20 protein-coding genes are annotated in these 22,360 nt (G+C 69.2%); 10 read left to right on the top strand and 10 right to left on the bottom strand.

Translation table 11 applies throughout. From position 1 onward, the window contains the following. The first annotated feature begins 539 nt into the window (after positions 1-539). The 8 genes from rpmH (at position 540) to ACQP1K_RS28625 (ending at position 6,702) form a co-directional block, all read left to right on the top strand. Positions 540-677, top strand: coding sequence for a 50S ribosomal protein L34 (rpmH, locus tag ACQP1K_RS28660; protein ID WP_055480371.1), 138 nt, complete (start codon positions 540-542; stop codon positions 675-677). 82 nt (positions 678-759) lie between these two features. Further along, positions 760-1,137, top strand: coding sequence for a ribonuclease P protein component (gene rnpA, locus ACQP1K_RS28655; RefSeq protein WP_433498791.1), 378 nt, complete (start codon positions 760-762; stop codon positions 1,135-1,137). Continuing rightward, positions 1,134-1,451 carry a membrane protein insertion efficiency factor YidD gene (gene yidD, locus ACQP1K_RS28650; protein WP_433498790.1) on the top strand — a complete coding sequence of 106 codons (318 nt, stop codon included), beginning with the start codon at positions 1,134-1,136 and terminating at the stop codon, positions 1,449-1,451. The genes rnpA and yidD overlap by 4 nt, the downstream gene beginning before the upstream one ends. Positions 1,452-1,455: 4 nt before the next feature. Next, positions 1,456-2,403 (top strand): membrane protein insertase YidC, encoded by a 948-nt coding sequence (gene yidC, locus ACQP1K_RS28645; protein ID WP_433498789.1) that lies wholly within the window; start codon positions 1,456-1,458, stop codon positions 2,401-2,403. An 18-nt stretch (positions 2,404-2,421) separates the two neighbouring features. Beyond that, positions 2,422-2,916 (top strand): protein jag, encoded by a 495-nt coding sequence (locus ACQP1K_RS28640; protein WP_433498788.1) that lies wholly within the window; start codon positions 2,422-2,424, stop codon positions 2,914-2,916. 275 nt (positions 2,917-3,191) lie between these two features. Beyond that, a complete protein-coding gene (gene rsmG, locus ACQP1K_RS28635) occupies positions 3,192-3,806 on the top strand; it encodes a 16S rRNA (guanine(527)-N(7))-methyltransferase RsmG (RefSeq protein WP_433501669.1) in 615 nt (204 codons plus the stop codon). A gap of 332 nt (positions 3,807-4,138) precedes the next feature. Beyond that, positions 4,139-4,912, top strand: coding sequence for a ParA family protein (locus tag ACQP1K_RS28630; protein WP_433498787.1), 774 nt, complete (start codon positions 4,139-4,141; stop codon positions 4,910-4,912). An 818-nt stretch (positions 4,913-5,730) separates the two neighbouring features. Beyond that, a complete protein-coding gene (locus ACQP1K_RS28625; RefSeq protein ID WP_433498786.1) occupies positions 5,731-6,702 on the top strand; it encodes a ParB/RepB/Spo0J family partition protein in 972 nt (323 codons plus the stop codon). Positions 6,703-7,347: 645 nt separating this feature from the next. On the opposite strand, the gene ACQP1K_RS28620 is transcribed toward ACQP1K_RS28625, so the two are convergent. Together ACQP1K_RS28620 and ACQP1K_RS28615 are read right to left on the bottom strand one after the other, a co-directional pair. Further along, on the bottom strand, positions 7,348-8,373 hold the full coding sequence (locus ACQP1K_RS28620) for a D-alanine--D-alanine ligase family protein (protein ID WP_433498785.1): 1,026 nt from the start codon (positions 8,371-8,373) through the stop codon (positions 7,348-7,350). A 295-nt stretch (positions 8,374-8,668) separates the two neighbouring features. Further along, positions 8,669-9,994: a PLP-dependent aminotransferase family protein gene (locus tag ACQP1K_RS28615; RefSeq protein WP_433498784.1), complete on the bottom strand. Its 1,326-nt coding sequence runs from the start codon at positions 9,992-9,994 to the stop codon at positions 8,669-8,671. Positions 9,995-10,295: 301 nt separating this feature from the next. On the opposite strand from ACQP1K_RS28615, the gene ACQP1K_RS28610 reads away from it, so the two are divergent. Beyond that, a complete protein-coding gene (locus tag ACQP1K_RS28610) occupies positions 10,296-10,913 on the top strand; it encodes a GNAT family N-acetyltransferase (RefSeq protein ID WP_433498783.1) in 618 nt (205 codons plus the stop codon). 277 nt (positions 10,914-11,190) lie between these two features. Here the strand turns inward: ACQP1K_RS28610 and trxA are convergent, their stop codons facing one another. The 8 genes from trxA to ACQP1K_RS28570 all read right to left on the bottom strand — a co-directional run bounded on the left by trxA (position 11,191) and on the right by ACQP1K_RS28570 (position 20,692). Next, positions 11,191-11,514, bottom strand: a complete 324-nt coding sequence (trxA, locus tag ACQP1K_RS28605) for a thioredoxin (RefSeq protein WP_433498782.1) — start codon at positions 11,512-11,514, stop codon at positions 11,191-11,193. Positions 11,515-11,609: 95 nt separating this feature from the next. Further along, positions 11,610-12,539 (bottom strand): thioredoxin-disulfide reductase, encoded by a 930-nt coding sequence (gene trxB, locus ACQP1K_RS28600; RefSeq protein ID WP_433498781.1) that lies wholly within the window; start codon positions 12,537-12,539, stop codon positions 11,610-11,612. A gap of 249 nt (positions 12,540-12,788) precedes the next feature. Beyond that, a complete protein-coding gene (locus ACQP1K_RS28595; protein ID WP_433498780.1) occupies positions 12,789-13,766 on the bottom strand; it encodes an anti-sigma factor family protein in 978 nt (325 codons plus the stop codon). After that, positions 13,756-14,400, bottom strand: a complete 645-nt coding sequence (gene sigM, locus ACQP1K_RS28590) for an RNA polymerase sigma factor SigM (RefSeq protein ID WP_433498779.1) — start codon at positions 14,398-14,400, stop codon at positions 13,756-13,758. The genes ACQP1K_RS28595 and sigM overlap by 11 nt, the downstream gene beginning before the upstream one ends. A 9-nt stretch (positions 14,401-14,409) precedes the next feature. After that, positions 14,410-15,951 (bottom strand): protein kinase family protein, encoded by a 1,542-nt coding sequence (locus ACQP1K_RS28585; RefSeq protein WP_433498778.1) that lies wholly within the window; start codon positions 15,949-15,951, stop codon positions 14,410-14,412. A 211-nt stretch (positions 15,952-16,162) separates the two neighbouring features. Next, a complete protein-coding gene (murJ, locus tag ACQP1K_RS28580; RefSeq protein ID WP_433498777.1) occupies positions 16,163-17,761 on the bottom strand; it encodes a murein biosynthesis integral membrane protein MurJ in 1,599 nt (532 codons plus the stop codon). Between the two features lie 59 nt (positions 17,762-17,820). Further along, positions 17,821-20,109: a hypothetical protein gene (locus ACQP1K_RS28575; RefSeq protein WP_433498776.1), complete on the bottom strand. Its 2,289-nt coding sequence runs from the start codon at positions 20,107-20,109 to the stop codon at positions 17,821-17,823. Positions 20,110-20,155: 46 nt separating this feature from the next. Continuing rightward, positions 20,156-20,692 carry an aminoacyl-tRNA deacylase gene (locus ACQP1K_RS28570; RefSeq protein ID WP_433498775.1) on the bottom strand — a complete coding sequence of 179 codons (537 nt, stop codon included), beginning with the start codon at positions 20,690-20,692 and terminating at the stop codon, positions 20,156-20,158. 131 nt (positions 20,693-20,823) lie between these two features. Between ACQP1K_RS28570 and ACQP1K_RS28565 the strand changes: the two genes are divergently transcribed. Then, positions 20,824-22,260 (top strand): CCA tRNA nucleotidyltransferase, encoded by a 1,437-nt coding sequence (locus ACQP1K_RS28565; protein WP_433498774.1) that lies wholly within the window; start codon positions 20,824-20,826, stop codon positions 22,258-22,260. Positions 22,261-22,360 lie beyond the last annotated feature (100 nt).

Raw genomic sequence — 22,360 nt, 5'->3', positions numbered from 1 at the left:
GGCCCGGCCACTCCTCCCGTTACGCGGTCTCCGCTCGTCCGCCACGATCCCAGACGCCCCGTCCGGGGTTCACCGTCGCCCCCCGGTGCGGGATCCACATCTGATCCACATGATGTGCACGGTCCCGCACATTCTGCCCAGGCGTATCCATAGTGATAGAGGGAACGGCCGGAGGGCCGACAGTATCGGTGAGCGCGACCCGCGTTCAAGACGTTGTCCACAGCCTAACGGGCCGAGGTTGCTGCCGTAGTCGGTTGTTCTTTCCCGTTCCTCCCGCTGTGAGGGACGCGGTTCGCGGCCCACCGCGAGGCGAGCGGAAGGCGATGTGACAGGGGGAAACGGGGCGGGCGACACGGGCCGGCTGCGGCCGACTTGACAGTGTCTGGTTTGACCTGGCAGGAGGTCGGCCCGTAACGTATTCCGGTCGGCTAATCACGCGACGGCTTTTTCGCATGCCCACGCACCTGACGAGCCGCAACCCTGGAATGTAGCGCGTCCGCGGGACCTCCGCGGACGTAACCGAAGCCTGGAGCCCACCCGTGAGCAAGCGTACTTACCAGCCGAACAACCGTCGCCGCGCGAAGACCCACGGCTTCCGGCTGCGCATGCGCACCCGGGCCGGCCGTGCGATTCTGGCCGCCCGTCGCCGCAAGGGCCGCGCCGAGCTGGCGGTCTGACGAAGCGACGCCGCCCGCCGATCCCGGAAGCCGAACACGGTCCGGGATCGACGGGCGGCAGCCGTACATAGGGGAAGTCCTGGTGCTGCCGTCCGCGTCGCGGATGCGACGGGGTGACGAGTTCGCCGACGCGATCCGCCGGGGGCGACGCGCCGGTCGTCCCACGCTGGTCGCGCATCTGCGGACGCGCGAGGTCGACATGCCACCGCTGGTGGGCTTCGTCGTGAGTAAGGCGGTCGGTGGCGCCGTGGTCAGAAATCGGGTCCGGCGCAGGCTGAGACACCTCATGCGGGCCCGCCTGAAGGCGATCCCGCGGGGTAGCCTGCTTGTGGTACGGGCCAATCCACCGGCCGCGTCCGCGCGAAGCGAGCATCTGGCCGCCGAACTCGACGTCGTGCTGGATCGTTTACTCCGGCGGCGTGGGTCGGAATCGCGGACCCTGACGGATGGACGATCATGATAGCGGAGCACCCTATCCCGGCGCGGGGCGTCGCGCCGGATGAGGCAGAGCGGCCTGCCGGTCCGATCGCCCGCGTGCTGCTCGCCCTGATCAAATTCTACCGGGCCTTCATCAGCCCGGTTCTCGGGCCGCGCTGCCGGTTCGAGCCGTCCTGCAGCGCGTACGGCATGGAGGCGATCGCCGTACACGGTGCGGTACGCGGGCTATGGCTGACCGTCAGGCGGATCGGGCGGTGTCATCCGTTCCATCCTGGCGGTTTCGATCCGGTGCCCCCACGCCGAGTCCGGTCTCACGACGAAACGCAAGGGAGCTAGCTCGGTGGAGCTGCCATTCCTCAACTGGCTGTATACGGCAGTGGCCTGGGTGATCACCCATATCCACGCGGGTTACAGCTTCTTCATCCCCTCCGACAGCGGACTGAACTGGGCGCTGACCATCATCACACTGACCGTGCTGATGCGTCTGATGATCTTCCCGCTGTTCATGAAGCAGATGCGCTCCTCGCGGAAGATGCAGGAGCTCGCGCCCAAGGTCCAGGAACTGCGCAAGCGGTACAAGAGCGACAAGCAACGCATGAACCAGGAGGTCATGCGCCTGTACCAGGAGGCGGGGGCCAACCCGCTGGGCGGCTGTCTGCCCGTCGTCGCGCAGTTCCCGATCTTCATCTCGATGTTCACCGTGCTGCGGGCCATCGCCGAGGACCGCGCCGTGTACGGGATGACCCAGGAACTCGTGACGAGCATGCGTGCCGCGCACGTCTTCGGCGCTCCCCTGCCGGCGACCTTCTTCACCAGCGCGGTCGACATCGAGGCCCTGGACGCCGATCCGATCGTGACGAAGATCGTGCTGGCCGTCTTCGTGGCCATCAGCTCATGCACCACCTTCCTCACCGTCCGGCAGAGCGTGCGGCGCTCGATGGCCCAGATGCCGGACAACCCGATGGCGCAGCAGCAGAAGATCCTCATGTACGTCTCGCCGCTGTTCGCCATCTTCAGCCTGAACTTCCAGCTCGGTCTGATCCTCTACTGGGTGACCACCAACCTGTGGACGCTCGGCCAGCAGCACTGGTTCTACGCGCGTCACCCGATGCCGGTGGTGGACGAGAAGGGCAACATCACCACCCCGGAGCCGAGTCACGGCATCTTCGGCAAGCTGCTGGGCAAGCCCAAGGCCGAGACCCCGGAGCCCGCCCCCGAGCCGAAGATCATCCGCCAGCAGCCGACGCGGCAGCCTCGCAGCAAGCGCACCGGCAGCAAGAAGTCGTAGGAGAAGGAGAGTCCGGACGTGACCGAAGCTGAGGAAGCCGTCAAGCCTGCTCCCGACATCGACGCCCTCGAACAGGAGGGTGAGATCGCGGCCGACTACCTCGAGGGGCTGCTCGACATCGCCGACATGGACGGCGACATCGACATGGACGTCGAGGGCGACCGCGCGGTGGTCTCGATCGTCGGGGTCAAGGGAACCGAGCTCATCGGCCCGGACGGTGAGGTGCTGGAGGCGCTGCAGGAGCTGACCCGGCTCGCCGTGCACCGCCGTACGGGTGAGCGGTCCAGGCTCATGCTCGACGTGGGTGGATTCCGTGAGCGCCGCCGCGCCGAGCTGACGAAGATCGGAAATGCCGCGGCCGGGGACGTGAAACGCACCGGGGAGCCCAAGGCACTGGAGCCGATGACGCCGTTCGAGCGCAAGGTCGTGCACGACGCCGTCGCTGCCGCCGGCCTGCGCAGCGAGTCCGAGGGCGAGGAGCCCAACCGGTTCGTGGTCGTCCTCCCCGTCTAGACCGCGTCTCCTGCACCACCCCCGGCACGCACAACTTCGCACCCACGGAAAGCCGCCGGTCCACTCCAACGGACCGGCGGCTTTCCTCATCCTGTACGTCCACACGCATCGGCAGGTAGGGGACCACTACCCTTGGCCGAGAGCGTTTCTGAATGAGTTGAGTGATGACGGAGAGCAACGAGCTGTCTGGGCCACCCGAGCTGCCCCAACCGCATGAGCCGGCTCCACTGCCGGAGCCACCTGAGGTGGCCCGGGTGGTCTTTCCCGGTGAGGCGATGGAGCGGGCGCGGACGTTCGCCGAGATCCTGGCCGGGCCGGGCGTGGTCCGCGGACTGCTTGGCCCGCGTGAGGTGCCCCGGATCTGGGACCGGCACCTGCTGAACTGTGCGGTCGTGGCAGAGGCCGTTCCTCCCGATGCGGCGTTGGTCGACATCGGGTCCGGCGCCGGACTGCCCGGTCTGGTCCTGGCGATCGTCCGGCCCGATGTGCGGGTGACGCTGCTTGAGCCGCTGCTGCGCCGCACCACCTTCCTGTCCGAGTGCGTCGAGGCACTGCGACTCGACAACGTCGAGGTGCTTCGCGGCCGGGCCGAGGAGCTGGCGCGCAAGCGGGTCTTCGATGTGGCGACCGCACGGGCCGTGGCCCCACTCGACCGTTTACTCGCCTGGTCGATGCCGCTGCTCCGCGAAGGCGGGGAACTGCTGGCGATGAAGGGGGAACGGGCCGCCGAGGAGATCGAGGCGGCGAAATCGCAGGTGAAATCCTCTGGGGCCAGATCGGTCGAGCTTGTTACGGTGGGGCGCGGTAGGGTCGATCCGCCGGCCACACTCGTCCGCGTGGTCGCCGGACGATCCCCGGTTGCGGGTGGTCGGCGGCGACGGAAGAGGTGAGCGTCGTGCCGGGTCTGGTGTCGTCCGAAGTGACGTCCGGAGTGACGGCCGGTCTGGGTTGGCCGGAGAGTCCTCTCGCCCTACCCTGGGAGATCGCGACAACAGGTCGTCCGTCGGGCGTCGGTTGGCCGGGTCGCGCTGCTTCACCGGTCGAAAGGACGACATATGTGTCCCAGACCCCCCTTGGTTCTGACGATTCGCCGCTGGTACGAGAGGCTCTGAGTTCTGTGGTTTCACGTGAAACAGCCGCATCCCCGCAGGCGGCTGCGCCTTCCGTCGGTTACTCGACACGCAGGGAAGGGGAGTGGCCGCGGCCGCCCAGGTGCCGGGTGATGACCGTGGCCAACCAGAAAGGCGGAGTGGGCAAGACCACCACCGCCGTGAACTTGGCCGCGGCCCTGTCCATGCACGGACAGCGTGTACTTGTGGTCGACCTTGACCCGCAGGGCAACGCCTCCACGGCGTTGGCCACCGAGCATCGTGCCGGGATGCCGTCGGTCTACCAGGTGCTCGTCGACGACCTGCCGCTGTCCGAGATCGTCAAGCCGGTTCCCGAGATGCCGAACCTCTTCTGCGCGCCGGCGACCCTCGATCTGGCCGGTGCGGAGATCGAGCTGGTGCCGATGGTGGGGCGGGAGACCCGGCTGAAGCGAGCGCTCGGTGCGTTCGACGCCATGGAGCTCGACTACATCCTCATCGACTGCCCTCCCTCCCTCGGGCTGCTCACCGTGAACGCGATGGCGGCGGCGCAGGAGGTGCTCATCCCCATCCAGTGCGAGTACTACGCCCTGGAAGGGCTCAGCCAGCTGCTGAAGAACGTCGAGCTGGTGCGGGCTCATCTGAATCCGACGCTGGCGGTCTCGACGATCCTGCTGACGATGTACGACGGGCGCACGAGGCTCGCGGCTCAGGTGGCCGATGAGGTGCGATCGCACTTCGGCGACACCGTGCTCAGCTCGGTCATTCCGAGGAGCGTCCGCGTCTCGGAGGCGCCCAGCTATGGTCAGTCGGTCGTGACCTACGATCCGGGCTCCAGCGGCGCCATGGCGTACAGCGACGCGGCAAGGGAGATCGCCTACCGCGCCGCGGCTCTGGCCGAGGCGTAGAGCATCGGTCGGGCATCGTCACCGCCGCCACGGCTTCGGTCCCTTCACACAGGTGAATTTCTCGCGGGCCGCGGAGATTCCTTCGAGGGTCCGGTCGCTGCGCCGGGAGGAAGCTCCGGTCCGCTGCGAAGCCCGCTTTCGCGGGTCTTCGTGTGCGGTCCTCGCTCCCTCCCGCTCCGCTCCCTCCCGCTCCGCTCCGCTCCCTCCCGCTCCGCTCCCTCCCGCTCCGCTCCCTCCCTCCCTCCCTCCCTCCGTATGGCGGTTACCTGACCGGCTCTCCGGTGGATCGCTACCGTCAGGGTCTGCCCGAAGGCGCGTCTGTACGCAACGCAGTCGAAGAGGCGCAGGTCAGAGCGGCGCATCGCAAGGCGGAGGAGGAGCCCGTAGCGGGGCCCGATCCCTCCGTTCACGTGAGTTTCTCGCGGGCCGCGGAGATTCCTGCGAGGGTCCGGTCGCTGCGCCGGGAGGAAGCTCCGGTCCGCTGCGAAGCCCGCTTTCGCGGGTCTTCGTGTGCGGTCCTCGCTCCCTCCCTGCCTCCGGGTGAACGCCAGCGGTGGACAAGCGCACCATCATCCGGCGGTCGTCGTCACGGTAACCAGTCACGGGACACCTCCTGACCGGTGCCGCCGGGCTGTTTCACGTGAAACGAGGAGCCGGAGCGTCCCGCTGTGGTCGCGATGCCCATGAAGGAGCTTCCGCAGCGGTAACCTCTCCTGGTGTGCGTGGAGTGCCCGGTGTTCCAGCCAAGAATTGGGACGCTGGGCACCGCCTTCTGTGCGGATGTCGCGGATGTATCGCGGGTGGGTAAGGGAGCAGCGGTGAGTCAGCAACGTCGGGGACTGGGCAAGGGACTTGGGGCTCTCATCCCCACGGCGCCGATCATCGATCCGGAGGCGCCGGCGAGCGCACCGAGTGTCCCCTCAGCGAGAACCGCGGATTCGGGCCTGAAGCCGGTCGAAGGGGCGTACTTCCAGGAGATCCCGATCACCGCGATCTCCCCCAACCCGCGCCAGCCCCGCGATGTATTCGACGATGAGCGCCTGGAGGAGTTGGCCTCGTCGATCAAGGAGGTCGGCCTGCTCCAGCCGGTGGTCGTCAGAGCCACGGGGGCAGACGGCGGCTTCGAGCTCATCATGGGAGAGCGGCGGTGGCGGGCCTCCAAGCTGGCCGGGCTCGATCGGGTGCCGGCCATCGTACGGAGCACTCAGGACGATGAGATGCTGCGCGAGGCGCTCATCGAGAACCTCCAGCGCGAGCAGCTCAACGCGCTGGAGGAGGCGGCGGCCTACCGGCAGCTCCTCGACGACTTCGGCGCTACCCATGAGGTGCTCGCCAAGAAGGTCGGCAGGTCTCGGTCGCACATCACCAACACACTGCGCCTGCTCAACCTCCCATCCAACGTCCAGCTCCGTCTCGCGGCCGGCACCATCAGCGCGGGGCACGCACGGGCGCTGCTTACGCTCGACGATCCGGCGGCGATGGACCGGCTCGCGAGCCGGATCGTCGCGGAGGGACTGTCCGTCCGGACCGTCGAGGAGATCGTGGCGCTGGGCGAGGCGACGGCCGGACCGGCGCCTCGCAAGCCTCGGGCGAAGCAGCCGGTCGCACCCGCCCTGCGGACGCTCGCCGACCGCCTGTCGGATCACTTCGAGACGCGGGTGAAGGTCGATCTCGGCCGCCGCAAGGGTCGGATCGTGGTGGAGTTCTCCACCATCGACGATCTGGAGCGCATCATCGACACGATGGCCCCCGAGGCCGCGAACGCGATGCGCGACCTCTCCGACGAATAGCCGAACCTGCACCGTCCGCGTCGTTCCCTGACGACGAAGACCGGCCACGGTTCGCCGGGCACCACGCCAGATCGTGTTCCTAAGTCGTGTTCTGCTGCGCGTGCCCCAGATGGCGCCTGCTCCACCCCGCGGAGATTCGTCGCAGGCTCGAGGTCTTCGCGGGGCCTTGGACGCCGCCGTTCTCACCCCGCCCGCGGAATGCCCTCACCGGCTCGAAACCTCGGTGTGGCCGGGGAAATCTCAACAGCGATTACGCGGCCAAGCTGGAAAGCCGCCCGTAGGCTCCGCTACGGGCTCCTCGGCCCTGTGGTGCATCCATCTGGGTCTACACGCGCGATGGACAGCGCCTCGAAACGCTCCCTGATACGCGAGCTGTTTCACGTGAAACACGGCGGTCACACGCGGGGGCAGATGCCCGCGAAAGGAAGAGGCGATGTCGACCGCCCGTTCTCGTGGCGACCGGACTGGACGCTCGACCTGCCGAGCGGTTGGACGGGCTCGGAGTGGCCGGCGGCACGGTGCGCCCTCCGGTGCGGACGCGATCCGCCATCGCCGTACCCGGCACGGCGCCCTTCGGCTCAGATCTCTCGGCGTCCGGCGTTTCACGTGAAACAGCGGGCGGGCCGGCCGAGAACAGCGGGCGTGTCAGCCGCGTCGGACGGCGATCTCCAGGAGGCCGCGGCAGAGGGCGCCGAGATCGCGTCCGGCCGCCTCGGCGGCCATCGGCAGGAGCGACGTCTCGGTCATGCCGGGCGCCACGTTCACCTCAAGGAAGTACGGCCGGCCGGTGGTGTCGACGATGAGGTCGGTGCGGGAGATGTCGCGCAGTCCGAGCGCCGTATGCGCGGTGACCGCCATGGCGGCGCAGGCCTCGGTCTCCTCCTCCGTCAGCCGGGCGGGTGCGAAGAACTCGGTGTGGCCCGCTGTGTAGCGTGCGGCGTAGTCGTAGACGCCGCGGTCCGGCACTATCTCCACCGGTGGCAGGGCGACGGGTCCGTCGCCCAGGTCCACGACGGAGACGGCCACCTCGACGCCCTGGACGTACTTCTCGATGAGTGCGGTGTCTCCGTACGCGAAACAGCCGACCATGGCGGCGGGAAGTTCCTCGGAGCCGCGCACGATGGACGCACCGAGAGCCGATCCGCCTCGCGAGGGCTTGACGAAGAGCGGCAGCCCGAGGCGGTCGACGATCCGCCCGAGCACGGCCGACGCGCCCAGGTCGTGGAAGGTCTCCTTGGGCAGCGCGACCGAGGCGGGGGTGTTCAGGCCCCACGAGGCGACGACCGCCTTGGCGGTGGGCTTGTCGAACGCGATGTGGCAGGCGTCCGGGGTCGCACCAACGTAGGGTACGCCGAGGAGTTCCAACACGGTCCGGATGGCCCCGTCCTCCCCCGCGCCGCCGTGCAGGGTGACGAAAGCGGCGTCCGGCGGGTCGGCCAGCACGGCGGGCACGAGGGCGGCGTCGGTGTCGCGAGTCTCCACGTCCACCCCCGTGGCGCGGAGCGCCTCGGCCACGCGGCGGCCGGAACGGATCGAGACCTCGCGCTCGTAGGAGAGCCCACCGGCGAGGATGAGCACGTGTCCGAGATCGCTCGTGCTCCGGCCTCCGTCCGGAGCGGCGGGGCGCGGACGCGTGGAGACGGCATACGGAATCATCGTCGACTCGCTCACCAGGAGCCCTTTCTCACTGCTGGGTCGGGTACGGTCAGCCTCAACAGGCTAGTGCCCCTCCCGCCAATCTTCCGCCCCCGTCGTTTCGCCCGGGGGCGGCGCCTGCTCCACCCCCCACGAAGGTTCCTCGCGGGCTCGACATCTCCGCGGGGGCCCGGACGGAGGAGCCGATGACAGTGCCGTCGGCTCCCCAGCCTGAAGACGCACCACCCCGGACACCGCGCCGTCCGGTCGAGCCTTGACGGTCGCGGCGTCGGTGCGCCTGGAGCGGCGGGCGCCGTACCCGATCCCGGTCTCAGGCGAGGTCGGGGCCGGGCGTGTCGACGCCCGTGCGCGAGGTAATCGCTCCGGTGCCGAACGTGTCCCGCAGACGCAGTTCCTGTTCGATCACACCGGCGAGACGACGTACGCCCTCCCGGATGCGATCGGGCTGCGGATAGCAGTACGACAGACGCATGTGCCGCGCGCCGCCGCCGTCCGCGTAGAAGCCCGTCCCGGGCACGAAAGCGACCCGCTCGGCGATCGCCCGCGGCAGCAGCGCCTTCGAGTCGAGGCCTTCGGGAAGGGTCATCCATACGAAGAACCCGCCACCGGGGCGGGTCCACGAACAGCCGGGCGGCATGAGCATCTCGAGCGAGCCGAGGAGCGCGTCGCGCCGCTCGCGATAGAGCTCGCGGAACGTTTTGATCTGCTCCCGCCAGGGCTGGGTGGCCAGATACTGCCCGACCGCGAGCTGGGTGAAGGTCGAGTGCGACAGCACGGCGGACTCCATGGCCAGGACCAGTTTCTCGCGTACCGCGTGCGGAGCGAGCGCCCAGCCCACCCGGAAGCCGGGGGCGAGGGTCTTGGAGAACGAGCCGAGGTACACCACGCCGTCGGCGTCGTCCGCCCGCATCGCGCGCAGCGGTTCCCCGTCGAAACCGAGGAGTCCGTACGGATTGTCCTCCACGACGAGCACGCCGGCCCGCCGGCAGATCTCCAGAACCTGGCGGCGGCGCACCTCGTTGAGCGTGACGCCCGCCGGGTTCTGGTAGGTGGGGATCGTGTAGAGGAACTTGATGCGGTTCCCGGCGGCCTGCAGTGCGTAGATGGTCTGCGCGAGGGTCTCTGGGACGAGGCCCTGGTCGTCCATCGAGACGTGGACCACCTTGGCCTGGTATGCGCTGAACGTGCCGAGCGCGCCGACGTACGACGGCCCCTCGGCCAGCACCACGTCGCCCGGGTCGATGAAGATGCGGGTGATCAGGTCGAGGGCCTGCTGCGAGCCGACCGTGACGACCACGTCGTCGGGGCCGGCCTCGATGCCCTCCAGCCGCATGACCTCGCAGATCTGCTCGCGCAGTCCCGGGTCGCCCTGGCCGCCGCCGTACTGCAGGGCGACGGCGCCCCGCTTGGAGACCAGATCGGCGACCAGATCGCCGACCAGGTCGAGGGGAAGGGCCGTGACGTACGGCATGCCGCCGGCGAGCGAGACCACCTCGGGCCGCGAAGCGACGGCGAAAAGAGCTCGGACCTCGGAGGCGACCATCCCGGCTGCCCGGGCGGCGTACCGATCGACATAGGCGTCAATGCGCGACCCGTGGGGCGCGTTCGTCTGACCGCGATCAAGCTCTTGATCCACGGTCCACCTCCGATCACATAGCCGAGAAATCCAGATTACGGTAGCGCGGCACGCCGATAACAACAGGGTATTGACGGTTAACGGCTCCTCTGGTGGCCCTCCTGTGCCACTGATGTGCGGAGTTCCCATCCTCGCGTTCGGCATTCGCCCCTTCGGAAAAGGGAACGTACGGAACACGGACACAGGGGGCGATCGCGTCGGCTCCCCGCCCGGACCCGATCGCTGGGTTACGATGCGAGCTGGAGACGCCGTGTTCGTGCGCTTTTCCGGCAAGACTCCTGGGCGGGGATTGGGGCTTCACGTGTCGCGTCGGCTGGTCAACGTCACTCTCGACAATCTCGATGATCTGCCCCGCCGGTGCAGGCGCTGCGTGTTCTGGGAGCTCGACCCGGTGAGCGGCGAGCGCGCGACGGAGGTCGGCGACTCGGCCCTGGAGAAAGAGGCGTGGATTTCCGCGACCCTGCTGGAGTGGGGGAGCTGCGGGAAAATCGCTTATGTGGACGGGGTGGCCGCCGGCTTCGTGCTCTATGCCCCGCCGCTCTACGTGCCGCGCTCGGTGGCGTTCCCGACCTCGCCGGTGAGCTCGGACGCCGTGCTGCTGATGACGGCGCACATCATTCCCGAGTTCTCCGGCGGCGGGCTCGGCCGGATGCTGGTCCAGGGGGTCGCCAAGGATCTCATCCGCCGCGGCGTGCGCGCGATCGAGGCCTTCGGCGATCTGAAGTGGGAGCAGCCGGGCTGCGTGCTGCCCGCCGAATACCTGCTGTCAGTGGGGTTCAAGACCGTACGGCCCCACCTGCGCTTCCCCCGGCTGCGCCTGGAGCTCAAGACGGCCGTCTCCTGGCGTGAGGACGTCGAGGTGGCCCTGGAGAGGCTGCTGGGATCGATGTCGCCGGAGCGGGCCCTGCGGCCGGTCTGAGGCGCTCTCAGCCCCCTGCCCCGCCTGCTGTCACGTCTCGTGGGTCGTGGCGGTCGGCGTCCGGCCACCTGACCCCCTGGAGTGGCCGTGACGCTCGGCCACGTGGGCTCGGCGCCCGTCCCGCGCCGCGCCTCCTGACCGTGGGCCGCGGCACGTGGCCCACGCGGACTCGGGCGGAAACGACGAAGCCCCCCTTACCGGCGGTACGGTGCCGTCGGCGAGAGGGGGCTTCCAGATGTCGCCGCGGTAAACGCGGCGCGTCGGCAGCGGACTCCCGTCAGAGGACGTCTTCGAGATCGCGGAGCAGCATCGCCTTCGGCTTGGCGCCGATGATCTGCTTCACGACCTCCCCGCCCTTGTAGACGTTCATCGTCGGGATCTGCAGCACGTTGTAGTCGCGCTGCGTCCGCGGGTTCTCGTCGATGTTCAGCTTGACGATCGTCAGCTTCTCCGCATGCTCCGTCGCGATCTCCTCCAGGATGGGGGCGAGCTGGCGGCAGGGGCCGCACCACTCGGCCCAGAAATCGACGAGGACGGGCTTGTCGTTCTTGAGGACCTCCGCCTCGAAGGTGGCGTCGGTCACGCTCTTGATGGCGCCCAAGGTAACTCTCCTTGATGTGTGTGGTGGGTTCCAACCGCAGGGATCGCCCCCGCATTCCCGGTCGGCTCTGCCGTACGGCGAGGCGGACAGGCGGGTCAGCTCCGCGCGGCGAGCCAGCGCTCGGCGTCGAGGGCGGCGGCGCAGCCCGTCCCGGCGGCGGTGATCGCCTGCCGGTAGGTGTGGTCCACCACGTCGCCGGCCGCGAACACTCCGTCGATGTCGGTCCGGGTGCTGGGCGAGTCCACGGCGATGTACCCCTGGTCGTCGAGCGAGACCTGGCCCTTGACGAGCTCCGTACGCGGATCGTGGCCGATGGCGATGAAGATACCCGCCACGGCCAGCTCGGTCTCCTCGCCGGTCTTCAGGTTCTTCACGCGGACTCCGGAGACCCGGTCCTCGCCCAGGACGTCGACGACCTCGCTGTCCCAGAGGAAGCGGATCTTCTCGTCGGCGAACGCGCGGTCCTGCATGATCTTGCTGGCGCGCAGCGTGTCGCGCCGGTGGATGATGGTCACCGACCGGGCGAAGCGGGTGAGGAAGGTCGCCTCCTCCATCGCGGTGTCGCCACCGCCGACGACCACGATGTCCTGGTCGCGGAAGAAGAAGCCGTCACAGGTGGCGCACCAGGAGACGCCGCGTCCGGACAGGCGCTTCTCGTTGGTCAGGCCGAGCTCGCGGTAGCCCGACCCGGTGGCCAGGATCACGGTCTTCGCGTGGAAGGTGTCGGTGTAGGTCTTCACCACCTTGGGATCGGCCGTGAGGTCGACCTCGATCACGTCGTCGGGCACCAGCTCGGCCCCGAACCGCTCCGCCTGCTTGCGGAAGTTGTCCATCAGGTCGGGCCCCATGATCCCGTCGGGGAAGCCCGGGAAGTTCTCCACGTCTGTGGTGTTCATCAGGGCGCCACCCGCGGTGACGGAACCCTCGAACACGAGCGGCTTGAGATCGGCACGAGCCGCGTAGACGGCGGCCGTGTAACCGGCCGGACCCGACCCGATGATGATCACATTACGGACGTCGCTCAACGGACTCGCCTTCCCGGGATCCTGCACTGTGGTTGCACTCGCGTCAACCGATCCTAGAGCCAGCCGATTCCCGCCTCACAGTCGATCGCCGGAAACGGTGAAGCCCGCCGCGACGTGCGGCGGACTTCACCGGGACGTTCCGTACGGCACGGCCGGCGCGTGGACTCGCGAGTGCGAGATCACCACAGGCGGCTCCGCTGGTCAACGGATATGTCCGCGAGTCACTTCAAGATCAATTAGGGGGTGGGGTCAGCGCCAGGTGGCGAGGCTCTCCGGGCGGAGTTTCCTGCAGTTGTCGTCCACGACGACCACCCGGACCGCGTTGATGTTCTTGTCCTCCCAGAAGGCCATGATCGTGGCCTCGTTGCCGTTGAAGAACGCCTTGTCGACGCCGATGGGCGTACGGTCGAGCTGGTTGGAGAACCGCTTGACGCACGAGTCGAGCCCGTCGTCGCCGCCTCCCGCGCCCGGCCCCACGCCGAAGTAGCCGAGCAGCGGGCCCCGCAACTCCTGGCTCGTGTAGTTGTAGCCGCTCGCGTAGACCGAGTAGACGGCGTGGGCCTGGTGGGCCTTGGTCGGCTCAGTGCTGACCGATTCCTGCGCCACCGTGTTCCGCGCCGGTGCGTCGCCCGCGGTGAGCATGCCGTTCACCAGCGCGGCGGCGCCGGCCACGACGGCGGTGGCCGCGGCGACCGAGACGGGCAACGCCCACAGGCGACGCCGTGAGGCCTTCGCTCGCCTGGCCGGCACGATCGTCCCGTCCTCGGCGACCACGCCCAACGGGACGGGCGTGGGCTCCGTCGATTCCGCCGGAACGGGGTCGGCCCGGAGTGCGTCGGCCCGGAGTGCGTCGGCCCGGAGTGCGTCGGCCCGGAGTGCGTCGGCATGGAGCGGGCTGATGGAGACGGGCGCCGGCACCGGCTCCGGCCGGGTCGGAGCCATTGGGGCCGGGGGCGCCGTCTCCCAAGGCGCGTCCGCCATGAGGCGGTCCCAGTCCGGTGTTTCGGCGGCAAGCGCCCGGTCGATGCGCATGGCGACGCCCAGCGGCATCGCCGGCATCGGAACCGTCGCCAGGAGTTCGCGAACCGACGCCAGGTCGGCCAGGCTTTCCCCACAGGGGTCGCAGACCGCGAGATGCTCGCGGACCCGCCGGGCCGTGGCGTCGTCTAGGAGGCCCTCCGCCAGTTCGGCGAGAACCTCCAGGTCGTAGTGCGTGTCACCCGTCACGAAGTTCTGCTCCCTTCCCGGATGAGACGCGGGACAAGTCAGATCGGTTCCGCAGATGCGCAAGAACCGGGACAAGTTTCGCCCGGCCGCGCGCGCAGCGGCTCTTCACGGTCCCGGCGGGTACGCCGAGCACAGCGGCGGCGTCGTCCACCGAGTAGCCCATCATGTCCACGAGCACCAGGGCCGCCCGCTGGTCGGCGGGCAGCTGTTTGAGCGCCGCGGTGACCTCGAGAGACACGTCGCGCTCGCCGGCCTGGTCGGTCAGCTGGGCGTCCCGCTCGGCCGCCTCGATCAGTTCGTCGTCGGCGACCGGCCGAATCGTCTTGCGGCGCATCCGGTCGAGGCATGCGTTGACCACGATCCGATGCAGCCAGGTGGTGACAGCGGCCTCGCCGCGGAAGCTCTCCGCCTTGCGGTACGCGGAGACGAAGGCGTCCTGTACGGCGTCGGCCGCTTCGTCGGGGTCGCCGAGCGTCCGCAGGGCGACCGCCCACATGCGGTCGCGGTGGCGCTTGACGATCTCACTGAACGCGTGCGGGTCCCCGCCGACGTGGCGGGACAGCAGATCGGCGTCCGACAGCGCCGGTCGGATGACGCGCTCAGCCGTTGGGGGATTTTCCGGTGGGGAATTCACAACGCCCTGCTATGCCGATCCTGGGGAATGAACCGTTACCTCGTAGATGGTGCCACGATACTTGCCCTCATAGGGCGGAAGACGGGTAAACCAGATCAAAACGAACTGACCGGTCGTCGCCTTTTCCGGGGTGAGCGTCACGGTGCCGGAGGTGTCCTCCGCCTTGGCGACCGTCTGCAGCGACGCGAGATCGGCGGCGTCGCCCACCTTCAACTGGACGCTCGCGCCGGGAGAGCCGCCCAGGGAGACCGCCACGTTGGAGATCGGGATCGGCTTGCCCATGTCGAGGATCAGGCCGACCCCCTCCTTGAGCCGGCCGAGGTCGGCGCTGTTGTAGCTCGTCGTGTGCCACTCGGTGGAGGACTTGCCGTCGATGGCGAGCGGGGCGAAATCGGGGTTCTCGATCTTGTCGTCGCCCAGCGGGTCGAACCCGGCCGCGCTCACCGGTTCGACGGCCACCGGCTTGTGCGTGGCGGCCGACTGGGACGGCTCGGCCGAGTGGGTGGTCTGCGGCGTGTTGCCGAGATTCTTGCCCACGGTCCACGCGCCGACGCCGACTGCCGCCATGACCAGCAGGATGATGACGGTGAGCAGGATCTTGCTCGCGGTGCCGGTCGTCTGCTGCTGCCCACCGTTCCAGGCGGGCGCGCCGTTCCAGGCCGGAGCCGCGTTCCAGGAGGGCGTCGGCCCCATCGGCTGGTGCCGGGCCGGGGAGGCGGACATCCCGTCATGCGCCTCTGTACGCCGGTTCAGCGCCGGCGGGGCCGTGGTGACGGGTGGGGGGGCCGGTCGCGGCACGTCGGCGAGGGCCTCGGCCACCTCGGCGGGAGTCGAGAGCGGGGGCTGTCCCCGCTTGGCCTCCTGCAGCAGCGCCCGGCAGGTGATGGCGTCGAGATAGCCGGGCACCCCCGCCGTGACCTGCCGGGGCGTGCAGATCCTGCCGTCGTCGGTCGGGGCCGCGGGCAGGCCGCAGTCTTCCGCACCCGGCCAGTGACCGGTCACCGCGGCGTACAGCAGCCGGCCCAGGCCCACCGCGTCCTCGCGTGCCGCGTCCTCGCCCATGTCCGTTTCGAGGATCGCGGCGTCCACGGCGAGGCCGAGCAGTTTGACCGTGCCGCTCGTGGTCCACATGAGACGGTCGGGAGTGAGATGCAGGTGGGTGAGCCCCGCCTCGTGGGCGTGGGCCAGCGCCTCGGCGGCCTCGGCCACGAGGGCGGCTCCGCGCTCGGGTTCTACGGACCCGTTGGAGAGCAGGTCGAGCAGCGACTCCCCGCTGACCCACTCGCTCACCACATAGGCGGTGCCGTCCTCGTCCGCCGCGTCGAAGACCTGGGTGAGCCTGGGGTCGGTGAGACGGCTCGCCATGCGTGCCGCTGTCACGACCTCGGTGACACGGGTGAACTCCGGCGAGAACGTGTGCACGGCGACCGGCCTGGCAAGGATCTCGTCGATGGCCTTCCAGATGGTCGCGCCGCCTGACTCGCTGACCCGGTCCTCCAGACGGAACCGGTCAGCCAGCAGCGTGCCTGGTTCGACTGTGGACATGCTCATGCGGCCGCCTTGATCCGTGGCCGATCGGCATGCATCAGCCGATGCCGGGTGGTTTCGCCCACGCCTTCCCGCTTCCGCTCGCCGCCCGTAGGTTGATTCCTAGGCAGTCCATGCTAGTAGGGTGCCGGTCCTGCCCGCCTTCCCGATCGGAGACACCGAACGAATCGGACGTCCGGGGCGTCTTCGATCTGCCGATCACGTTTGAGGACTCCTAGCGTCCTACCCGGCTCGTCACAAGTCCAATGATGGAACCGACCTCGGGCACCCGCAGCCGGTGCGCGGCCAGCAGGTAGAGCAGCAGCCCCGCCCCGCCGCCGACGGCGAGCACGACCGCCGAGCTGACCGTGTCGATCCCGGCCAGCTCCCTGATCACCCAGAGTACGGCCAGGGCGGCTGCCGCTGCCGGGATCGCCGCCGCGAACATCCGCGACAGACCGGCGGCCACCTCCCGGCCGCCCAGTCCGCCGACCCTCCGGCTCGCCAGTGTCCAGGCGACCCCGCTCCCGATCACGTACGTGACCATGAAGGAGAACGCCATCCCGATGACGATGTACCGCGCGGGCAGGGTGAAATACACGATCAGGCTTAAGGTTGCATTTATCGTGACATTTATCCCGGCGATGGCGGCCGGGGTGCGGGTGTCGCCGAAGCTGTAGAAGACCCGCAGCAGGAGCTGGAAAATCGAGAACGGCACCAGCGCGAGCCCGAAGACCATCAGAACATAACCGATGTATCGGGCGTCCCCGGTGGTCATGCGCCCCCAGGAGAAGATCAGCGTGGTCACCGCGGGGCCGAGCACCAGCAGCAGCAGGCTCGACGGGACGATCACGGACGACACCAGCCGCACACCGGAGGAGAACTCTCCCCGGGCCGAGTCCATGTCCCCATCGGCGACGAACCTGCTCATCCTCGGTAGCATCGCCGTGATCACCGAAACCGCGATGATTCCGTACGGCAGCTGGAAGAGCTGGAACGCGTAGGCGTACGCGCTGTTGCCCGCCCCCTCCGCCTGGTCGCCGGCGCCGGTGGCGAGCTTGGTCGTCACCCAGAAGCCGAGCTGGTTCACGCCGACGAAGACGAACGTCCAGACGGCCGTCCTGGCCGCCTGGCCGAGGCCGCTGTCGCGCAGGCCGAACCGCGGCCTGAACCGGAAGCCCACCCGGTGCAGCGCGATGACGAGCACGATCGTCTGGGCCACGATGCCGGCCGTGGTGCCGAGACCCAGCAGCGCGAGCTCGCCGTCCGTCACCTTCTCGATGTCGTCCGTGCCGATCTTCAGATAGGCGATCAGCACGCCGATCACCACGATGTTGTTGAGCACCGGCGCCCACATCGGGGCGCCGAACCTGTCGCGGGTGTTCAGGATCGCCCCGGCCATGGCCCCGATGCCGAAGAGCGCGATCTGCGGCAGGAGGAACCGCGCCAGCGTGGCGGCCACGTCGACCTTGTGCGCCGACCAGTTCGACGCGACGTACAGCTCCATGATCGGATGCGCGATCAGCACGCCGATCAGGGCGACCCCGGCCAGCACGACCACCGCCAGCGTCATCAGCCGCTGCTCGAAGGCCTGTCCCCCGTCGGGGTCGTTCTTCTGCGCCCGGACGATCAGCGGGACGACCACGCTGCTCAGCACGCCCTGCAGCAGCAGGTCGAACAGGATGTACGGGATCTGGTAGGCCGCGTTGTACGCGTCGCCGAGCGCGAAGGTGCCGATGGCCGCCGCGAGCAGCGCCGTACGCAGGAAGCCGGTGAGCCGCGAGACCATTGTGCCCGCGGCCATGATCGCGCCGGCTCGGAGCATCCTGCTCATGTCATTCCTTCAGCTCGCCACGGACAGCAGCCACCGAGCAGCCCTCGGCGACCACCAAACTATGCCGGAGGTTGGTCCCCCCGCTCGACCTCGACCGATGCGGCCCGAGCCTGGCCGGGCTCCGTCCGATCGGACGGAGCGGCATCGGAAGGCGTCTCGTTCGATGGCGCGGGGACGTCACCGTTCTGGGGATCGAACGGGAAGGTCCGGCGCGACCGCCGCCGCAGGATGCGCAGTACGACCGCGGCAAGCATGATGACCAGGGCGCCGCCCACGACGACGAGGGCGATGCCGGTGTAGTCGGTGGCCCGTACGGTCACCCGCACGGCCTTGCCGTACTTGCCGCCCTCCGCCGTCAGGACCTGGACGGAGATGGTCGCCTCGCCGCCGCCACCCCCCGGCACGGTCACCGGCACGTTCACCAGCTGCGTGCGGTCGCTCAGCACCGTTATGGCATCGGTCTCGTAGACGCCTCCGGGGAAGTCGATGGCGAGCCGCGCCTCGTCGTCGGAGGTGACGCGGATCTTGATGGTGATGTCGCTGTCGAGGTTGTTCGCCACGCTGACCGGCACCTGGCCGTCGGCGCCCGCCACGGCTCTGGGAGTGTCGATCACCGACACCTTGCCCAGCCGGTCGTTGATCGCCCCCTCCACCTGTTTGGCGAAGGCGTGCGCCCGCTTGCGGTCGTTCCGCCAGGCCGCCGAGGTCAGCCGCAGGATGGCCTCGTGGAAGAGCTGGTTGTGCTTGGCGGTGACCGTGGACACCGCGTCGGCTTCCTGCCCGAGCCTGCGCACCGTGCCCAGATAGGCGCGGCGCAGCTCGGCCTGCCTGTCCTGGTCCGTATAGCTGAAATCGGAGCGGGCCGCCCGGGTCGGCTTCACCGAGTCGAGCGAGGTCATCCGCAGCCAGGGCGCGTCTGCGGCCGCCTTCAGCAGGGAGGAGACGAACGCGGGATCGGGGTTCCAGATCCGCTCATCGGGAGCGGCGACGATCGTCCTGGTCGGCAGCGTCCGCTGCCCGGCGGTCTGCCCCGGCTGACCGGTCTGCTCGAATGCGATCATGGCGGTCTCGCCGATGAACCGCTGCCGGGCCAGCAGCGCGTTACCGGGTGCTGAGACGTCGCCGCCGAGGATCTGGCTCAGCGTGGGGTCGGCGAGCAGCGCGGTCACCGGGGTCTCGGCCACGGTGTCGACCCGCAGTGCGGCGTCGGTCGTGGCCGAGGCGACATTCGACGGTGGTGTCCGGGGTGTGCCGGGTTGAGTGGCATCGCTGTCGTCCGGGGGCGCCGGCAGGAACGCGTTGCCGGACAGCAGGACCGACTTCACCCCGGACATCGCCAGTTCGTCGAGCGTGTCGCGGTCGATCCGTCCGCCGACGGGCCAGGTGGTGGAGGTCGGCACCTCCCGGCCGAGCAGTTCCGACGCCGCGCTGGCCCCCCGCTGCACCGCCGCGACCGCGGGGGCGTCGAGGCGGTTGTGCACCAGCGCCGCCAGGTCGGGATCGCCGTACGGCGTGGCCAGCACGGGCTTTCCGGAAAGGGCGGCGCGCAGGTCGGAGAGCCACTTGCCGGCGGCGGGGTCGGCGGTCGCGCGCCGGACGCCGTCGCTCGTCTTGATCATGTACGGCCCGGCCGACGTCGTCTTCACATCCTGCAGCAGGGCGGGATCGACGAACCAGGTCACGGTCTCGTGCGTCGTCTGGACCAGCTTGAGCAGGTTGGCCAGGCGTCCCGAGGAGATCGATCCGCGCAGCTCGTCGTCCATGAACGTGCTGTCGTCCGCCCGGTGCGGCCGGTCGACGATCGGCATGGCGAGGGCGAGCCTGACCCTGGAGAGCTGCTCGGTGTCGGCGGGCACATAGGGCAGGACCGTCCGGTCGATCGCGATCCGCTGGCCGGTCATGGCGTCGAGGACCTCGATGGCCAGGGGATAGACCCCGGCGCGGAACATGCCGAGCTCCCGGGGCGTGACGCTGAACTCGAAGGGCAGCTTCCCCGACTCGTCGAGCCGGGTCACCTGGATCATCGTCCGATAGCTCGTCGTGAAATAGCCCCGATCACCCAGGAAGCTCGCCAGCTCGGCCCGCGTCCCGAAGGGCCTGCTCGGGGAGTAGTGGATCCGGACCCGTACGGACGACTGCGGCGTCCCGGTCACGGTGCCGGAGACCGCGATGGGTGTGGCGGCCTCCCGCTGGATCTCCGGTGTGATCTGCTCGACGACGAGGGGATCCGCCTGGGCAGTGGGGGCCGCGGCAGCCGCGCGTGGGCTCGCCGCGGCAGCCGAACCGGCCATGCCGGCGGGAGCGAGCAGGGCGGTCAGCAGGGTCAGCAGCGCGGCCTTACGGATCATGCGCGGGCCGGCGATGAGGAACGGCGCACGTCCAGAATGCTATGGCCTATGCCGTCCGCATAGGACTGGCCCGTCTCGTGAGACCCGGCCGACGCGGTGTTTCCAGGTCCAGCCGCTTGCCTGGTATGAGGTTGAAAAGGTGGAGTGCCCGGATTCGCAGTGCGGTACGGCGTTCGCCCGTCGGGGTGTACGCGAACTCGTCCGGGTCGAGGCGGTCGACCACCCGCTGGTCGACCAGGACCGTGAGGCCGTCGGGGAGCAGCAGCGGGCAGACCAGCCGATCGGGGTAGTCGGTCACCGAGTTCACCACGAACGACGAGGCGGGCCGTACACCGTGGGTGTGCAGTACGGCGCCGACCGCCTGTGCCGTGAGGCGGGCGGCCACGCTGCCGACCACGGCCACCGGATCGACGCGGCCACGGGCGGGCACCTCGAACACGGAAACGCGAACACATGTCTCAGGAGTCACGCCGAGCATCTCGGGGAGGTCGTCGGCACATGTCAACGGCCGCGGAAGACGTACGATCTCATGGTGGATCTGGCGGGCGAGGAGCCGACGGTGAATCGCGAGAGCGTCCTTCATCTCGTGTGCTCCTTGTGTCGTCCAGCGCTCCCGAACCGACCAGGTGCTCTCTAGGTGTGCGTCTCCCCTGGGTGACACCGAAGGGCACTCGGGGGGAGAACCTGTCCCGTGACCGAAGGACCTACCCAGCCTTGTCCTCTTCAAATCTGACCGACAGCCAGCGGCGCGCCGTCAACGAGCTGTTCCGCCGGCTCGCCCCGGTGGCCGACGAACTCGGCGAACTGTTCGCGGCGCGCGGGCACGAGCTGGCCCTGGTCGGCGGCTCCGTGCGTGACGTCTTCCTCGGCCGCATCGGAAACGATCTCGACCTGACGACGGACGCCCGTCCCGAGCAGGTGCTGGAGATCGTCAAAGACTGGGCCGACGCGGTGTGGACGATCGGCATCGATTTCGGCACCGTCGGCGTACGCAAGGGCGGCTGGCTGCTGGAGATCACCACCTATCGCACCGAGTCGTACGATCCGGCGTCGCGCAAGCCCGACGTGGAGTACGGCGACACGCTCGACGGCGACCTCGCCCGGCGCGACTTCGCGGTCAACGCGATGGCGGTCAGGCTGCCGTGCCACGAGTTCGTGGACCCCTACGGCGGGCTGCCCGACCTGGCCGCGAAGGTGCTGCGTACGCCGGCTCGGCCCGAGCAGTCGTTCGACGACGACCCGCTGCGTATGCTGCGGGCCGCCAGGTTCGCCGCGCAGCTCGGCTTCGGCGTGGAGGCTGCGGTGGTCGAGGCGATGACCGCGATGGCCGGCCGAATCGAGATCGTCTCGGCGGAGCGCATCCGCGACGAGCTCGACAAGCTGCTGCTCGGGTCCCGGCCCAGGGCCGGGCTGGCGCTGCTCGTCGAGACCGGGCTGGCCGCCCATGTCCTGCCCGAGCTGCCGAAGCTCCGGCTGGAGATCGATGAGCACCACCGGCACAAGGACGTCTACGAGCACACGCTGATCGTGCTGGAGCAGGCCATCGACCTGGAGACCGGCGGCCCGGACCGGGTGCTGCGATGGGCCGCGCTGCTGCACGACATCGGCAAACCGAAGACCCGGCGCAACGAACCGGGAGGCCGGGTCTCATTCCACCACCACGAGGTGGTGGGCGCGCAGATGGCGAAGAAGCGGCTGACCGAGCTGCGCTTCCCCAAGGACGTCGTGGCCGACGTGTCGCGGCTGGTGGAGCTGCACCTGCGCTTCCACGGGTACGGCACGGGGGAGTGGACCGACAGCGCGGTCCGGCGGTACGTCCGCGACGCGGGGCACCTGCTGGATCGGCTGCACAAGCTGACCCGGGCCGACTGCACGACACGCAACAAGCGCAAGGCGGCCGCGCTGTCGCGGACGTACGACCAGCTGGAGGAGCGCATCGCCCGGCTGGCCGAGGAGGAGGAGCTCGCCAAGATCCGCCCGGAGCTGGACGGCAACGAGATCCAGGAGATCCTCGGCCTGCCACCGGGGCCCGTCATCGGCCGGGCGTACCGGCACATGCTGGAGATCCGCATGGACGAGGGCGTGATCGGCAAGGAGGCCGCGCGCGAGGCCCTGCTCAAGTGGGCCCGCGAGAACGACCTCCTGCCGTGATCTTGTAGTTTCTCGCATGGTGCGCCCCTGACCAGGGCGAACGCCTCTCGTGATCTTGCAGTTTCTCGCACGCTGGGCAGCCGGCCTGCACTTCTACCAT

Source organism: Sphaerimonospora sp. CA-214678 (assembly GCF_050942215.1).
Classification (GTDB): domain Bacteria; phylum Actinomycetota; class Actinomycetes; order Streptosporangiales; family Streptosporangiaceae; genus Sphaerimonospora.
The sequence above is the reverse complement of the archived record's forward strand: the minus strand, read 5'-3'. Positions and strand labels throughout refer to the sequence as shown.

Bases quoted from the DNA above. Each gene is read 5' to 3' on its own strand.
- yidD (WP_433498790.1), top strand. From the start codon at position 1,134: ATGATAGCGGAGCACCCTATCCCGGCGCGGGGCGTCGCGCCGGATGAG.
- rsmG (WP_433501669.1), top strand. From the start codon at position 3,192: ATGGAGCGGGCGCGGACGTTCGCCGAGATCCTGGCCGGGCCGGGCGTG.
- ACQP1K_RS28630 (WP_433498787.1), top strand. From the start codon at position 4,139: ATGACCGTGGCCAACCAGAAAGGCGGAGTGGGCAAGACCACCACCGCC.
- ACQP1K_RS28585 (WP_433498778.1), bottom strand. From the start codon at position 15,951: ATGAGCATGTCCACAGTCGAACCAGGCACGCTGCTGGCTGACCGGTTC.
- murJ (WP_433498777.1), bottom strand. From the start codon at position 17,761: ATGAGCAGGATGCTCCGAGCCGGCGCGATCATGGCCGCGGGCACAATG.
- ACQP1K_RS28575 (WP_433498776.1), bottom strand. From the start codon at position 20,109: ATGATCCGTAAGGCCGCGCTGCTGACCCTGCTGACCGCCCTGCTCGCT.
- ACQP1K_RS28570 (WP_433498775.1), bottom strand. From the start codon at position 20,692: ATGAAGGACGCTCTCGCGATTCACCGTCGGCTCCTCGCCCGCCAGATC.